The 14538-nt window shown below is 68.3% G+C and carries 13 protein-coding genes; 3 read left to right on the top strand and 10 right to left on the bottom strand.

The genetic code is table 11. The features are described 5' to 3' along the window. Nucleotides 1-35: 35 nt before the first annotated feature. The 5 genes from ACU4E7_RS03365 to ACU4E7_RS03345 all read right to left on the bottom strand — a co-directional run bounded on the left by ACU4E7_RS03365 (nt 36) and on the right by ACU4E7_RS03345 (nt 4815). Nucleotides 36-977 (bottom strand): dihydrodipicolinate synthase family protein, encoded by a 942-nt coding sequence (locus ACU4E7_RS03365; RefSeq protein ID WP_447020645.1) that lies wholly within the window; start codon nt 975-977, stop codon nt 36-38. Nucleotides 978-1014: 37 nt separating this feature from the next. Further along, nucleotides 1015-2304 carry a TRAP transporter large permease gene (locus ACU4E7_RS03360; RefSeq protein ID WP_238120460.1) on the bottom strand — a complete coding sequence of 430 codons (1290 nt, stop codon included), beginning with the start codon at nt 2302-2304 and terminating at the stop codon, nt 1015-1017. Next, nucleotides 2301-2774 (bottom strand): TRAP transporter small permease, encoded by a 474-nt coding sequence (locus ACU4E7_RS03355; RefSeq protein ID WP_447020644.1) that lies wholly within the window; start codon nt 2772-2774, stop codon nt 2301-2303. Before ACU4E7_RS03355 ends, ACU4E7_RS03360 begins: the two co-directional genes overlap by 4 nt. Before the next feature lie 32 nt (nt 2775-2806). After that, nucleotides 2807-3805 (bottom strand): TRAP transporter substrate-binding protein, encoded by a 999-nt coding sequence (locus ACU4E7_RS03350; protein ID WP_447020643.1) that lies wholly within the window; start codon nt 3803-3805, stop codon nt 2807-2809. A gap of 92 nt (nt 3806-3897) precedes the next feature. Continuing rightward, nucleotides 3898-4815, bottom strand: coding sequence for a LysR substrate-binding domain-containing protein (locus ACU4E7_RS03345; RefSeq protein ID WP_447020642.1), 918 nt, complete (start codon nt 4813-4815; stop codon nt 3898-3900). Nucleotides 4816-5043: 228 nt separating this feature from the next. On the opposite strand from ACU4E7_RS03345, the gene ACU4E7_RS03340 reads away from it, so the two are divergent. Together ACU4E7_RS03340 and ACU4E7_RS03335 are read left to right on the top strand one after the other, a co-directional pair. After that, nucleotides 5044-5748: a GntR family transcriptional regulator gene (locus ACU4E7_RS03340; RefSeq protein WP_238120464.1), complete on the top strand. Its 705-nt coding sequence runs from the start codon at nt 5044-5046 to the stop codon at nt 5746-5748. A gap of 107 nt (nt 5749-5855) precedes the next feature. Next, a complete protein-coding gene (locus ACU4E7_RS03335; RefSeq protein WP_238120465.1) occupies nt 5856-7121 on the top strand; it encodes a PLP-dependent cysteine synthase family protein in 1266 nt (421 codons plus the stop codon). 50 nt (nt 7122-7171) lie between these two features. Here the strand turns inward: ACU4E7_RS03335 and rsmD are convergent, their stop codons facing one another. Together rsmD and ACU4E7_RS03325 are read right to left on the bottom strand one after the other, a co-directional pair. Next, a complete protein-coding gene (gene rsmD, locus ACU4E7_RS03330) occupies nt 7172-7726 on the bottom strand; it encodes a 16S rRNA (guanine(966)-N(2))-methyltransferase RsmD (RefSeq protein WP_447020641.1) in 555 nt (184 codons plus the stop codon). Between the two features lie 28 nt (nt 7727-7754). Continuing rightward, a complete protein-coding gene (locus ACU4E7_RS03325; RefSeq protein WP_447020640.1) occupies nt 7755-9608 on the bottom strand; it encodes a pseudouridine synthase in 1854 nt (617 codons plus the stop codon). Nucleotides 9609-9861: 253 nt separating this feature from the next. Here ACU4E7_RS03325 and ACU4E7_RS03320 point away from each other — a divergent pair, with 253 nt between their 5' ends. Then, nucleotides 9862-10305, top strand: a complete 444-nt coding sequence (locus tag ACU4E7_RS03320) for a nucleoside deaminase (protein WP_238120468.1) — start codon at nt 9862-9864, stop codon at nt 10303-10305. 3 nt (nt 10306-10308) lie between these two features. Here the strand turns inward: ACU4E7_RS03320 and rpe are convergent, their stop codons facing one another. From rpe to tkt, 3 genes are all read right to left on the bottom strand, one after another. Further along, nucleotides 10309-11001: a ribulose-phosphate 3-epimerase gene (rpe, locus tag ACU4E7_RS03315; protein ID WP_447020639.1), complete on the bottom strand. Its 693-nt coding sequence runs from the start codon at nt 10999-11001 to the stop codon at nt 10309-10311. Between the two features lie 301 nt (nt 11002-11302). After that, nucleotides 11303-12385 carry a class II fructose-bisphosphate aldolase gene (fba, locus tag ACU4E7_RS03310; RefSeq protein WP_238120470.1) on the bottom strand — a complete coding sequence of 361 codons (1083 nt, stop codon included), beginning with the start codon at nt 12383-12385 and terminating at the stop codon, nt 11303-11305. A gap of 42 nt (nt 12386-12427) precedes the next feature. Continuing rightward, the gene (gene tkt, locus ACU4E7_RS03305) at nt 12428-14473 is read right to left on the bottom strand and encodes a transketolase (RefSeq protein WP_273546095.1); all 2046 of its coding nucleotides are present in this window, start codon (nt 14471-14473) and stop codon (nt 12428-12430) included. Between the last annotated feature and the right edge of the window lie 65 nt (nt 14474-14538).

The raw sequence follows: 14538 nt of genomic DNA, 5'->3' as shown, positions 1-14538 counted from the left end.
GCTCGGCAGCGGTCCGGCGCGGACCGCCGGCGCGCTCAGGCGGCGTCGAGCATCGCGGTATTGATGCGCAGGCCGTACTTCTCGGCGAGGCCGAGCCGGGCGAAGGCGTCGAGGCCGGCCTGGAGGATGGCACCGCTGGCCGGCTGCAGGGGCTTGCGCAGGGGGCCGGACGGCAGGCCCACCACGTTCATCAGCGTCTTCATGGTGACCGGGTTGACCGCCATGTAGGAGAAGTGAAGCATGGCGAGGTTTTCGAGATAGGCGGCGCGGCAGGCGAAGGCATCCTCGCCGCTGGTCCAGGGGGTCGAGATCACCGCCATCTCGCGGGGGATGATGTTGCCGGTCATGTTGGCGGTGCCGTGGCCGCCCAACGCCATGGTGGGGATGACGAGGCCGAGGTTCGGCGAGCAGCAGCACATGATGGACATGTCGGGCTTGGCGGCGCAGACCTGCGCCACCTGGCCGACCCGGGTGGTGGATTCCTTCAGCACCACCATGTTCGGATGCTCGGCGAGCTTGAGCAGCTCGGTCCAGTGCAGGTCGGTCTTCACCCGCGGCGGGTTGTTGTAGAAGCCCATGGCCAGATCGGTGCTGTCGAGCACTTCAAAGGCATAGTCGGTGATGGCCGCGTTGTCGGCGCAGATGTAGGCCGGGGCCGCAACAATGGCGCCGTCGCCCCCTTCCGCTTTCACGTAGCGGGCATAGTCGATGGTGGTGGCGGTATTGTTGCCGGTGACGCCGTAATACATCTGGATGTTGCCGTGGCGCATCTTGGCGGTCTTGGAGATGATCGCCTTGCGTTCCTCGGCGGAGAGCATGGACACCTCGCCGGTGGAGCCCATGATGAGCACGGCGCTGGTGCCGTTCTCGGCATGCCAGTCAAGCAGGGTCTGGAAGCCTTCGAAGTCGATGCTGCCATCGGCATTCATCGGGGTGACGAGGGCAACGAAGGAACCGGTGGGCTTGGTGTGAGCCATGTGTGTCTCCCTAGGGGCGGGGATGGATGGGGCGGGGTCAGAACAGTTCCGGCGCCGCCAGCTTGGGCAGTCCCAGCACGATGTCCGGGAACAGGATCGACAGGATCGCCACCAGCACGGTGAGGGCGCAGATGGGCGCGGCCGCCCACATGGCCCGGCCCAGCGAGACCCCGCCGATCTGCGAGGCGATGAGCAGGCAGATGCCGTAGGGCGGGGTGATGAGACCCACGGACAGGATGATGGTGCTGAGCACCCCCATATGGACCGGGTTCATGCCGGCGGTGTTGCCCAGGGCCTGGATGATGGGCAGGAAGATGAGGGTTGCCGAGATCGGGTTCAGCACCATGCCCACCAGCAGCAGGAACACGATCAGCAGGATCATGATCATGAAGCCGTTGGAGGTGACGCCGAGGATGAAGTCGACCACCAGCTGCGCCGCGCCCAGATAAGCGATGAGCCAGCCGAAGATGCCGGCACCCGCCACGGTGAACATGGGGATGGCGAAATCGATCACGCCATCGGCGAACAGCTTCGGCACGGTGCGCAGCGGAATGTCGCGATAGATGACGAGCGACAGGAACAGGGCCCACAGCACCGCGCCGATGGCCCCCTCGGTGGGCGTGAAATAGCCGCCGACGATGCCGCCCAGCACGATCACCGGGATCATCAGCGGGGCGAACCCGCGCACGCCCACGCGTCCCAGCATCTTGAGGCCCGGGAACGGGTTGGCTGGATAATTGTGCCGCACCGCCAGGACATAGGTATAGGCCATCATGAACAGGCCGATGAGGATGCCGGGCACCACGCCGCCCAGGAACAGGGCGCCGATGGAGACGTTGCCGAACGCCCCGTAGACGATGAGGATGATGGACGGCGGGATGATCACGCCCAGGGTGGACGAGGCGGCGGTGAGGGCCACCGCGAAGGCGGGATCATAGCCGGCCTTCTTCATGGCCGGGATCAGGATCGAGCCGACGCTGGCCGTATCCGCCGCCGCTGAGCCGGACAGGCTGGCGAACACCATGGAGACGAACACGTTCACATGGCCGAGGCCGCCGCGCACATGGCCCACCGTGGCATCGGCCACCTCCAGCAGGCGGGTGGTGATGGAGCCGGCATTGAGGATGCGGCCGAGCAGCATGAAGAACGGTACGGCGAGCAGCGTGAAGCTGTCGATGCCCGCATACATCTGGTTGACCACGGAGGTCAGCGGCAGATCTTCCTTCAGCAGCACGATGACGGACGAGATGATCAGCGAAAAGCCGATGTTCACCCGCAGCGCGATGAGCACGAAGAAGGACAGCAGCAGCAGGACGAGGGAGTTCATCGCGCGCCTCCGAGCGCCTTGCGGCTCGCCATCATCTCCACCAGGAACAGCAGCATGAGCACGCCGGAGATCGGCATGGGGATGAAGGTCCAGAAGTGGGAGAGGTTGAGGGATTGGATGCTGCCGGTGGAGCGCAGCATGGCCAGGGTCCAGCCCTGAATGACCAGCAGATAGACGATGATCAGCCCGGCGCCGATGCTGATCCAGTCCAGCGCCTGGTTGAGCCAGGCATGGTGCTGCGGCAGCAGGTCGACCGTATAGTGGGCGCCCTTGCGCAGGCCCACGGCGGCACCGATGAAGATGAGCCAGGTGAAGAGGAGCTGGGCCAGGTCGCCGGTCCAGATCATGGGTTCGTGGAGCAGATTGCGCGCGAGCACCTGGAGCGCGACCGTGGCGATGAGCACGGCGAAGGCGGCGGCCATCGCCGCCTCCACCAGCCGCACCACACCGTCGCAGAAACGGCTGAGCATGGCAGTTTCCTTATGGGCGGCGACGGTGCCGATCAGTTCTTGAGCAGCTTGAACTCGGCTTCGAGGTTCAGGCGCTGGGCCAGCTGCGGCTGGATGGGGGCCAGCTTCTCGATGAAGGCCGCCTTGTCCGGGCGGGTCACCTGAACCCCGTGCTCGGCCGCCAGCTTCTTCACCAGGCTGTCGTCATACATCTTGGCCTGCTCCAGGCCATAGGCATTGGCGTTGATGGCGGCGGCGTTCACCACTTCCTGCAGATCCTTCGGCAGCTTCTTCCAGCTGCGATCGGCGATGGAGGTGTGGTTGACCTGCACCGTATGCTCGGTAAGCGCGAGGTGGGGCGCCACCTCGAACAGTTTGGAGCCGGTGTAGCCGGGCAGCGAGCTCTCCATGGCCTGGGCGAGGCCGGTCTGCATGGCGGCATAAAGCTCGCCCCAGGCGACGGTGACCGGCAGCATGCCGAGGGCCGCCCAGGTCTCGCTATCCATGGGGGAGGGCGGAGTCCGCATCTTGAGGCCGGCCAGATCAGCCGGGCTGTTGACCGGAACCTTGGCGGTGGCGAGGTTCCGGGTGCCCGAGCCGCCCAGGGCCAGCAGGCGGATGCCCAGGCCGCGCTTGACGAACACGTTCTCGAAATAGGCCTGCACCGGGGTGCCGGGGCCGATCTTCTCCAGCAGTCCGTTCAGGCCCGGCAGCAGGTAGGGCATGGTGAAGATGCCGAACTCGGGGATCTGCTGCACGCCGTTGGAGACGGTCGAGATCATCATGTCGATGGTGCCGATGCCCATCTCGCCGATGACCGCCGGATCCTGGCCGAGCTGTCCGGAATCGAAGATGCGCACGGCGATGCGGCCGCCGCTCTTCTCCTCGATCTCGCTTTTCAGGCGCTGCGCCATGTCGTTGTAGGGATGGGGTGACTTGACGAGGGTGTGCAGCCGCAGCGTGAAGTCGGCGGCGCGCGCGGGGGTGATTTTGAGGCTGGCGGCCAGGGAGGCAGCACCCGCGGCGAGGAAGAGACGGCGTCCGATCAGCATCGAGGATCCCCTTCGGTGGGTCTGGGTTTTTTTATTGTCCGTCTATCGATCCGTATGCCCAGCATAAATTCAAATACAAATACGGCATCCGATCATTCGGAAATCTTATGCACGCTGCGGCCGAAATCCGGCAGCTCGGCGATGATGGTGCGCAGGTGGGCGAGAAACTGCGCGGCGGCGCGTGAGAGCGGCGGCCCGGCCGGCTTCAGCACCTGGAAGCAGAACGGCAGCAGCGGCCGGAAGGGGATCACCCGCAGGCGGTCGCCGAACACGTGCGGGGTGATGGGATCGACGATGGCGATGCCGACGCCGAGCGCCGCGAGACTGCAGGCGGAATAAGAGGGCTGCGTTTCGGCAAAGATGCGCGGTGCGACGCGGGCCTCGGCGAGGCATTGGCGCACATAACCGGCCACCACCGTGTGGGATGCCAGCGCCACGAACGGCTGATCGTGCAGGTCGCGCGGGACGATGCAGGCCTGGTCAGCCAATGGGTGATCGGGCCGCATCACACACACGCAATCGGTGCGGTAGGCGGAGAGCAGTTCGAGATCGGGATGGTCGGCCTCGGTCTGGGCGATGCCGAGATCGATCTGGCGCGAGGCGAGCAGATCGAGAATGCGGGCGGATTCGAAGATGTCGTGGGTCACCTTGACTCCGGCATGGGCGTCAACGAACCGCATCAGGGTGGCGGGCACGATCTCGAACCCCACCATGGGCAGGGTGGCGATGTGCAGGGTGGCGCGGCGCAGGTCACGGATCTCGTGAGCCACCACCTCAAGCCGCTCGAGGCCGTAGAACATGCGCTCGACCTCGGTGATGAACTCGAAGGCCTCCGCCGTCGGCTCCGCGCGACCGCCCTGGCGCCGCAGCAGGGGGAAGCCGATGGCATATTCGAGATCGGCGATGAGCCGGCTCACGGCGGGCTGCGACACATTGAGCGCCCGCGCTGCCGCGGTGATGGAGCCATGCCGCATCACCAGGCGGAAGGCGTTGATCTGTCGTTGATTCATAGGGCGCTCCCGGGCCGCTGCCGGCCCGACGCTGCCTCTCCCGCCGGCGAAAATCAATGTAGGGCGGCGCGGCGCGCTATGGTTGAATTACGCCGGTCGATCGCGCCGGGTGGGATCGCTGGGGGCGTCTCTCCGGTCGGCACGGGCCAGGGTGTTTGCGCTGGCTGCGGCGTAGGCTATCATGAAACGGTCTATTGACATGTCAGATATTGGCAACTGAGGCACTCAATGGCGGACGACGCGCAGATCACGGGCCGAGCCTATGCCGCGATCCGGCAGGACATCATGCGTTGCACCTTGGCGCCCGGCAGCGAGGTCTCCGCCGCCCATCTGGCCGAGCATTTCGGCTTCGGCCTCGGTCCGGTGCGCATCGCCCTCTCCCGCCTGGAGCAGGATGGGCTGGTCAAGGCGCTGCCGCGCAAGGGGTATCTGGTGATCCCCGTGACCCTCAAGAGCGTGCTCGACATCTTCGAGATGCGGGCGCTGCTGGAGCCCTATGTGGCGCGCAAGGCGGCGGGCAAGATCGATCCGGCCAAGCTCGCCTTTCTCAACTCGGTGTGCAATCGCGACTACAATCACCGCAACGCCCAGAGCCGGCTCGAATATCTGGAGGCGAACCGGGCCTTCCACGTGTTCATTGCCGAAAGCGCGGGCAACCAGAAGCTGACCGGCACCTTGTCGCAGATCCTTGATGAGATGACCCGCATCCTGTTCATGGGGCTCGGCCTGCGCAACCGCACCACCGAAATGCAGCATGAGCACAAGGCCCTGGTGGAGGCGCTGGTGGCCAATGACGCCGAGGAGGCCGAGCGGCTGGCGGCGCAGGAGGTGATCTCCTCCAAGCAGATGGTGCTGGATGCCATTCTTTCCAGCTCGGCCATCCAGGACGTGCCGCTGGGGGTGAGCGGACAGGTGGTCGATGTGGGGGTGTAGGCCCGCCCGCTTATCGCTATCTGTATATTTCACAAAGCATTTGTTGACATTTTAATTTAGCGGGCCTGTAGTGTGTCGATCTTCTCCGCTCGACGCCTGGACTCATCATGTCTGCTCTCGACCTCCACGACCTGTCCGACCCCGCTGATCGCCCGCTCGGCGCGGTGGCGCGCGAAGCGTGTGGCGCGGACCCTGTTTCGAGCCCGGAGCAGGCTGCGGTGCCGGCCCTGCGGCGGGATCTGGCGGCGGTACTGGACGGCGCGGGGCGCGAATGGACCCGCCGCGCGGTGGCCGCGCTTGAGGCCGATGCGGCCCGCTCCGCCGATACCCACCTGATGAAGCCGTTGTTTCCCGGCCTCACGGGGCTCGACATCTATCTCAAGAACGAATCGACTCACCCCACCGGCAGCCTCAAGCATCGCCTGGCCCGCTCGCTGATCCTTTACGGCATCTGCAATGGCGAGATCCGCGAGGGCACCCACCTGATCGAGGCGTCGTCGGGCTCCACCGCAGTCAGCGAAGCCTATTTCGCCCGCCTGCTGGGCCTGCCGTTCACCGCCGTGGTGCCCAAGGGCACGAGCCGCACCAAGCTGAGCGAGATCGAGCGCCTGGGCGGCACCTGCCATTTCGTGGATGACGGCGCGCGCATCTATGATGAGGCCCAGCGTCTCGCCCATCTTTATGACGGCCACTATCTCGACCAGTTCACCTATGCGGAACGGGCCACCGACTGGCGCGGCAACAACAATATCGCCGAGAGCATCTTCCGGCAGATGCATGCCGAGCCCCACCCGGTGCCGAGCTGGGTGGTGATGAGCGCCGGCACCGGCGGCACTGCCGCCACCATCGGCCGTTACATCCGCTACCGCGGCTTTCCCACCCGGCTGTGCGTGCCGGACGTGGAGAATTCCGTGTTCTACGACGCCTATGTGAGCGGCGACCGCAGCGTGACCTCGGCCACCGGCTCCCGCATCGAGGGCATCGGCCGGCCGCGGGTGGAACCGTCGTTCCGGCCGGCGGTGGTGGACTGCATGGTGAAGGTGCCGGATGCGGCCTCCCTCGCCGCCATGCATGTGCTGTCGGAGCGGCTCTCTTGCCGGGTGGGCGGCTCCACCGGCACCAATTTCTATGCCTTGTGCGCCCTGGCGGCCACCATGCGGTCGGAGGGGCGCTCGGGCTCCCTCGTCACCCTCATCTGCGACAGCGGCGAGCGCTATGCCGCCACCTATTTCAACGCCGATTGGCTGCGGGACAAGAAGATCGACATCACGCCCTATCGCGCCGTTCTGGAGCGGTTCCTGGATCAGGGGGCATATGATTTCGAGGCCGCCGGCCTGCTGGGCGTGGGCACGCGCGGCAAGCCGAAGGCCTGAGTTGCCGCCCTTCCGAGTGAGCCGGTGTCCGCTTCGCTCGGAAAAACATCCTACGCGGCGTATTCCAGAACGATCAGCTCGCTCTCATCATAGGGCCGGCGCTCCAGTTCCCGGAAGCCTTCGGGGCAGGTGAAGGCGCCGGTGCGCTCTTCCACCACGATCAATGCCTCCGGGGCGAGCCAGCCGCTCGCCTGTGCGCTCGCCAGGGCTGCTTCGGCGAGGCCCTTGCCATAGGGCGGGTCGCAGAACACGAGGCCATAGGCCTCGCCAGGCCCCATCTCCCCCAGCCGGGTGGCGTCGCGGCGGAAAATGCGGGTTACGCCGGTCAGGCCCAGCGCTTCCACGTTTTCACGGATCACGCCGCGCGCGCCGGTCGCTTCCTCCACCATGAGGGCGAAGCGGGCGCCGCGGGAGAGGGCCTCGATCGCCAGCGCGCCGGTGCCGGAAAAGAGGTCCAGCACCCGCGCACCGTCGCACGGATCGCCATAGGCATGGGCGAGCACGTTGAACAGGCTCTCCCGCAGCCGGTCCGAGGTGGGCCGGGTGGCGCTGGAGGAGGGGCCTTTCAGGGTGCGGCCCTTGAACCGGCCGCCGACGATCCGCATGGCTCAGGATCCCCGCTCAATCCCGCTCTCAGCGCTTGCCGCGCGGGGCGGAAGGGCGGCCACCCGGTTTGCCGCCGCCTTTGCCCGTTGGGCGTCCGCCCGGCTTGCCGCCGAAGCCACCCTTGAATCCGCCCTTGAACCCACCTTTGCCGGCAGGCCGGGCGCCCTTGAAGCCGCCGCTGCGCTCGCGGCCCGGCCCCTCGCCACGCTGCGCTCGGTCACCGGCGCCACCGTCCGGACGCGGCCCCCGAGGCCGATCAGCACCGGGACGGCCACCACCAGGGCGGCCACGGCCGCGGGCCTCCTCTTCGCTCTCACGCGGGCGGAAGCTGCGCTGCGGGCGATCGTCATTGCGCTCGAAGCGGCGCGGGCCGCCTTCATTGCGCGGGCCCCGGGGCTTGTCACCACCGGGGCGGCCACGGCCGCGGGCCTCCTCTTCGCCCTCACGCGGGCGGAAGCTGCGCTGCGGCCGATCGTCATTGCGCTCGAAGCGGCGGGGGCCGCCTTCGGTGCGCGGTCCACGGGGCCGGTCAGTACCGGGGCGACCACGGCCGGGACCACGGAATTCTTCTTCCCCTTCACGCGGGCGGAAGCTGCGCTGGGGGCGATCGTCATTGCGCTCGAAGCGGCGGGGACCGCCTTCGGTGCGCGGGCCCCGGGGCCGATCCTCACCGGGGCGACCCCGCCGCGGACCGCGTCCCTCTTCCTCGCCATCGCGCGGGCGGAAGCCGCGCTGCGGGCGGCGGTCATCGTCCGCGAAGCGGCGCGGGCCGCGTCCAAAATCCCGTTCCTGATCGCGCCCCGTGCCCCGGCTGCCGCGGGCGGGGCGTTCGGCGTCGTCGCGGGGCTTGGTGACGAGGCGTTCCACCTTCACCGCGCGGCCCCTCTTGTCGGCCACGGTGCCCCGGGTCTCCAGCGCGCCCACCTCGGCGATGCGCCGGCGCACGCGGGGGCCGGCCGGGCGGAACTCGTCCTGGGCCGGCGCATCGTTCTCCGCCTTGCCGCGGCGGGCGGCCGGCGCGGCCGGGCGCGGCGGCGCCGGCTCGATCTCGTGCTCCAGGATGGGCCCTTCGAAATCCGCACCGGCCACGGCGGTCAGCTCGGCGCCGATCTGATCCTTCAGCACGCGGGTGCGGACCTCCTCGATCTCCCCTTCGGGGATCTCGCCCAGCTGGAAGGGGCCGTAGGAGATGCGGATCAGCCGGTTCACCTTGAGGCCGAGGGCGCCGAGCACATTGCGCACCTCACGGTTCTTGCCCTCGCGCAGGGAGACGGTGATCCAGGCATTGGCCCCCTGGACGCGATCGAGCTCGGCCTCGATGGGGCCATACTCCACGCCATCCACGGTGATGCCCTTCAGCAGGCTATCGAGCCGGGCCTGGTCGATCTCGCCATTGGCGCGCACTCGGTAGCGCCGCAGCCAGCCAGTTTCCGGCAGCTCCAGCGCGCGGGCGAGGCCGCCATCATTGGTGAGCAGCAGCAGGCCTTCCGAATTGAGATCGAGCCGGCCCACGCTGACGAGGCGCGGCAGGCCCCCGGGCAGGATCTCGAACAGGGTGGTGCGGCCTTCCGGATCGCGGTTGGTGGTCACCACACCCCGGGGCTTGTGGTAAAGGAAGAGGCGGGTGCGCTCCTTCTCCGGCAGCGGCGCGCCATCCACGGTGATGGCATCGGCAGCGGTGACGGTGATGGCAGGGCTGGTGAGCACGGTGCCATTGACCGCCACCCGGCCCTCGGCGATCCACGCCTCGATCTCCCGGCGCGAGGCAAGGCCGGCGCGGGCGATGACCTTGGCGACGCGCTCCGCTTCCTTCTTCACGGCTGCGGGCAGCTCGCGTTTCTGGCGCGGAACGTTGTTCTTATCCTTGCGGGGCGGTGACATGCGCGGCATTGAAGGCAATCGACAGGTGTCCGTTCGTCAGGGCTCGATCGCGCCAGCCCTGGCGAATGAACACCCGTCGCTCTCATGTTGATCGGCTGAATGGATGTCCCACGCCAGCGACGGCACGGGACGGTTGATTCGGCTCTAGCACACCAAATGTGGCGCGGCGAGCGCGGCGGCGCTTTTTCGCGTTTCCTTGAACGGAACGGCGGCAGCCGGCGCCATCTCCCGCCCCTCAAACGCAGGAACGCCCATGTCCGGAACCTTCATGCAGATGGCGCTCAACGAGGCCCGGGCGGCGGCGGAGCGGGGCGAGGTGCCGGTGGGGGCGGTGCTGGTGCGTGGTAGCGACGTGGTGGCGCGCGATGGCAACCGCACCCGCGAGCTCAACGATCCCACCGCCCATGCGGAGGTGCTGGTGATCCGCGCGGCGGCGGCCCGGCTCAAGTCCGAGCGGCTGATCGGCTGCGATCTCTATGTGACGCTGGAGCCGTGCGCCATGTGCGCGGCGGCGGCCTCGTTCGCGCGGCTGCGGCGCATCTATTTTGGCGCCGCCGATCCCAAGGGTGGGGCGGTGGAGCACGGCCCGCGCTTCTTCTCCCAGCCCACCTGCCACCACGCCCCCGAGGTTTATGGCGGCATTGCCGAGCGGCAGGCGGCGGAGGTGCTGCGCGCCTTCTTTCAGGATCGGCGGTAGGCTTCAGGCCGCCGCGGCCGCCCCGAGGGCGGCGCGGATCTCCCGCTGCATGGCGCTGATGGTGGCGGCGTAGTCGCCGGCGCCGAAAATGGCGCTTCCGGCCACGAAGGTATCGGCCCCGGCGGCGGATATGGCGCCGATATTGTCCACCTTCACCCCGCCGTCGATCTCCAGGCGGATGTCGCGTCCGGACCCATCGATGCGCGCGCGGAGCGCGGCGAGCTTGTCGAGGGCGCCGGGAATGAAGGCCTGGCCGCCGAAGCCGGGGTTCACCGACATCACCAGCACCAGGTCGAGGGCGTCCAGCGTGTGGTCGAGCACATTGAGGGGCGTCGCCGGGTTCAGCACCAGCCCGGCCTTCACGCCCTTTGAGCGGATGAGCTGCAGCGAGCGGTCCACATGTTCGCTCGCTTCCGGATGGAAGGAGATGAGGTCGGCCCCGGCGGCGGCGAACGCCTCGATCATTCCATCCACCGGCTTCACCATCAGATGCACGTCGATGAAGGCATCGGTGGCCTTGCGCAGGGACTGGAGCACGAGCGGGCCGATGGTGAGGTTGGGGACGTAATGGTTGTCCATCACGTCGAAGTGGATCCACTCGGCCCCGGCGTGCAGCACCGCTTCCACCTCGGCCCCGAGCCGGGCGAAATCGGCGGAGAGGATCGACGGGGCGATGATGGGATGGGCACGGGCCATGGCGCTCTCCTGAGATTCACGCACCGAGGGCGTGATGTGGGGCGGCGGTGGAGGGGGGCCGCGACCGCCTTTTGCTGGACGCCGCCCCCTCCCCCGCACGCGGGGGAGGGGTGGGGAGGGGGAATGCCACGGGTTATGGTGCCCCGCTGCCATCCGAAGGGGCGCTGGGCTTCCCGGCGTGGCGGTCGTCCTCGGCGTCCCTGCCCCCTCCCTGTCCCTCCCCCGCACGCGGGAGAGGGGATGTGGCGGCTTTGGGGGCGGCGCGGACCGAGAGACGGCGCTGCGCCCCGATCCGTTCCGCTTATGCTGCGGCGCGGGTGGTGTGGACGGTCTGGGTGAGGGCGCCGGTGGCGTAGCGGCGGGCCATCTCATCCAGCTCCACGGGCTTGATCTTCTCCGCCTGGCCGGCCGAGCCGAACGCCTCGAAGCGGGCGATGCACACCGCTTTCGCCTCGTCCATGGCGGCGGCCAGGAACTTGCGCGGATCGAACTCGGAACGCTTGGTGGCGGCCACGCGGCGCATGGCGGCGGTCATGGCAAGGCGGATGTCGGTGTCGATATTCACCTTGCGCACGCCGTGGCGGATGCCTTCCTGGATCTCCTCCACCGGCACGCCATAGGTCTCCTTCATGTCGCCGCCATAGGTGCGGATCTCCGCCAGCAGTTCCTGGGGCACCGAGGAGGAGCCGTGCATCACCAGATGGGTGGTGGGAATGCGGGCATGGATGGCCTTGATGCGGTCGATGGCGAGGATGTCGCCGGTGGGCTTGCGGGTGAATTTGTAGGCGCCGTGTGAGGTGCCGATGGCGATGGCCAGGGCGTCGCACTGGGTCGCTTTCACGAAGGCGGCGGCTTCGTCCGGATCGGTGAGCAGCTTGTCGTGATCGAGGGCGCCCTCGGCGCCGTGCCCGTCCTCGGCCTCGCCCTTGCCGGTTTCCAGCGAGCCGAGGCAGCCGAGCTCGCCTTCCACCGACACGCCCACCGCATGGGCGAGCTCCACCACCTTGGCGGTGACGGCGACGTTGTAATCGTAATCGGCGGGGGTCTTGCCGTCCTCCTTCAGGGAGCCGTCCATCATCACCGAGGAGAAGCCGGAGCGGATGGCGGCCATGCACACGGCGGGGGAGGCGCCGTGGTCCTGGTGCATCACCACCGGGATCTCCGGATAGGCCTCCACCGCGGCGGCGATGAGATGGCGCAGGAACGGCTCGCCGGCATATTTGCGCGCTCCGGCCGAGCCCTGGAGGATGACCGGCGAGGCGGTGGCGCGGGCCGCCTCCATGATCGCCTTCACCTGTTCCATGTTGTTCACGTTGAACGCCGGCAGGCCATAGGCCTGTTCCGCCGCGTGGTCGAGCAGCTGGCGCATGGACACGAGGGCCATTGTCCTCTCCTTGGATGCGTTGCGGGATGGGGCTGTGGGGCGTCAGGCGAGGGCGGCGCGGACCGCGTCGCTCACCCGCTCCACGGTGAAGCCGAACAGGGGCCAGAGATCCTTTTCCGGCGCCGATTCACCAAAGCGGTCGATGCCGATGGCGGTGACGCCGCCCAGGCCGAGCCCGGCCCAGCCGCGGGTCACCCCCGCTTCCACCGCGATCACCGGCAGGCCCTTTGGCAGCAGCGCCGCGCGGCTGGCGAGGGGGGCTGCCTCGAACCGCTCGCGGCAGGGCATGGACACCACCCGGGTGCCGATGCCTTCGGTCTCCAGCGCCTCGGCCGCCGCCACCGCGAGCTTCACCTCGGAACCGGTGGCCACCAGCACCGCCTGCGGCGCCGTGGGGCTGTCGCGCAGCACATAGGCGCCGGCGGGAACGGCGGCGAGCTGCTCCACCGTGCGTGGCCAGCCGGGCAGGTTCTGGCGCGACAGGATGAGGGCGGTGGGGCCATCGCGCCGGGTGAGAGCAGCGCGCCAGGCGAACAGGGTCTCCACCCCGTCGCACGGGCGCCAGACATCGAGATTGGGGATGAGGCGCAGGCTCTCCACATGCTCCACCGGCTGGTGGGTGGGGCCGTCCTCGCCCAGGCCGATGGAATCGTGGGTGAGAATGTAGATCACCCTTTGCCCCATGAGCGCGCTCATGCGCATGGCGTTGCGGGCGTAATCGGAAAACACCAGGAAGGTGGCGACGAACGGGATGAAGCCGCCATGCAACGCGATGCCGTTGGCGATGGCCGACATGCCGAACTCGCGCACCCCGTAGAACACCTGGTTGCCGGCAGGATTGCGGGTCACCGGCGTCGCGCCGGGGAAGGTGGTGAGGTTGGAATGGGCAAGGTCGGCGGACCCGCCCAGCAGCTCCGGCAGGGCTGGCGCCAGGGCGGCGAGAGCCTGCTGGCTGGCCTTGCGGGTGGCGATTGTCTCGTTCTTCTCCACCGCGCGGGCGAGGGTGGCGGCGAAGGTGCTCTCGAAGGCGTCCGACAGGGCGCCGGAGAGGCGGCGGCGGAATTCCGCGGCCTCATTGGGATAGGCGCGCGCGTAGGCGGCCATGCGCGCCTCCCAGGCCGCCTGACGGGCGGCGCCGGCCTTGCGGGCATCCCATTTCGCGTAGATGTCCGCCGGCACCTCGAACGGGGCATGCTCCCAGCCCATGGCGGCGCGGGTGCGGGCGATCTCCTCCGCCCCGAGCGGCGCGCCGTGGGTGTCCTGGTGGCCCTGCTTGGTGGGGGCGCCGCGGCCGATCACCGTCTTGCAGCAGATGAGGGTGGGCTTCTCCGTCTCCGCCAGCGCCGCCTCCAGCGCCGTGGCGATGGCCGCCGGATCGTGACCGTCCACGGCGGGGATGACTTGCCAGCCATAGGCGGCGAAACGGGCCGGCGTGTCATCGGCAAACCACTCCTCCACCTTGCCGTCGATGGAGATGCCGTTGTCGTCATAGAAGGCCACCAGCTTGCCGAGGCCGAGCCGGCCGGCCAGCGAGCAGGCCTCGTGGCTGATGCCTTCCATCAGGCAGCCGTCGCCCAGAAACACGAAGGTCCGGTGATCGACGACGGTGAGGCCTGGCCGGTTGAACTGGGCCGCCAGGGTCTTCTCCGCCAGCGCCATGCCCACCGCATTGGCGAGGCCCTGGCCGAGCGGGCCGGTGGTGGTCTCCACCCCCGGCGTCATGCCGTATTCGGGATGGCCCGGGGTGTGGGCATGGAGCTGGCGGAAGCGCTTCAGCTCGGCGATGGGCAGATCGTAGCCGGTGAGATGCAGCAGCGCATAGATCAGCATGGAGCCATGGCCATTGGACAGCACAAAGCGGTCGCGGTCGGGCCAGGCGGGATCCGTGGGATTGTGCCGCAGATGGTCGCGCCACAGCACGGTGGCGATCTCCGCCATGCCCAGCGGCGCGCCGGGATGGCCGGACTTGGCCTGCTCCACGCCATCCATGGCGAGGGCCCGCAGGGCGGCGGTGACCGGCCAGGCGAGGCTGCCCGGGGTGCGGTCCAGCGGGGCCGCAGGCGTCAGGACGTCAGCAATGGCATTCATGATGGGTCCTCTCGACCTCAGGTTCCGACACGTCGGGTAAAGGGGGGAGGGCGGCGCCACGGGTC

The sequence above is a fragment of the Xanthobacter sp. ZOL 2024 genome, from assembly GCF_052932325.1.
This window is presented reverse-complemented; position numbering and strand designations above follow the sequence as displayed.

Coding starts and splice junctions, on each gene's coding strand:
- ACU4E7_RS03360 (WP_238120460.1), bottom strand. CDS start 2,304: ATGAACTCCCTCGTCCTGCTGCTGCTGTCCTTCTTCGTGCTCATCGCG.
- tkt (WP_273546095.1), bottom strand. CDS start 14,473: ATGAATGCCATTGCTGACGTCCTGACGCCTGCGGCCCCGCTGGACCGC.
- ACU4E7_RS03335 (WP_238120465.1), top strand. CDS start 5,856: ATGTCTGCTCTCGACCTCCACGACCTGTCCGACCCCGCTGATCGCCCG.
- ACU4E7_RS03350 (WP_447020643.1), bottom strand. CDS start 3,805: ATGCTGATCGGACGCCGTCTCTTCCTCGCCGCGGGTGCTGCCTCCCTG.
- rpe (WP_447020639.1), bottom strand. CDS start 11,001: ATGGCCCGTGCCCATCCCATCATCGCCCCGTCGATCCTCTCCGCCGAT.
- rsmD (WP_447020641.1), bottom strand. CDS start 7,726: ATGCGGATCGTCGGCGGCCGGTTCAAGGGCCGCACCCTGAAAGGCCCC.
- fba (WP_238120470.1), bottom strand. CDS start 12,385: ATGGCCCTCGTGTCCATGCGCCAGCTGCTCGACCACGCGGCGGAACAG.
- ACU4E7_RS03345 (WP_447020642.1), bottom strand. CDS start 4,815: ATGAATCAACGACAGATCAACGCCTTCCGCCTGGTGATGCGGCATGGC.
- ACU4E7_RS03355 (WP_447020644.1), bottom strand. CDS start 2,774: ATGCTCAGCCGTTTCTGCGACGGTGTGGTGCGGCTGGTGGAGGCGGCG.
- ACU4E7_RS03325 (WP_447020640.1), bottom strand. CDS start 9,608: ATGTCACCGCCCCGCAAGGATAAGAACAACGTTCCGCGCCAGAAACGC.
- ACU4E7_RS03320 (WP_238120468.1), top strand. CDS start 9,862: ATGTCCGGAACCTTCATGCAGATGGCGCTCAACGAGGCCCGGGCGGCG.
- ACU4E7_RS03340 (WP_238120464.1), top strand. CDS start 5,044: ATGGCGGACGACGCGCAGATCACGGGCCGAGCCTATGCCGCGATCCGG.
- ACU4E7_RS03365 (WP_447020645.1), bottom strand. CDS start 977: ATGGCTCACACCAAGCCCACCGGTTCCTTCGTTGCCCTCGTCACCCCG.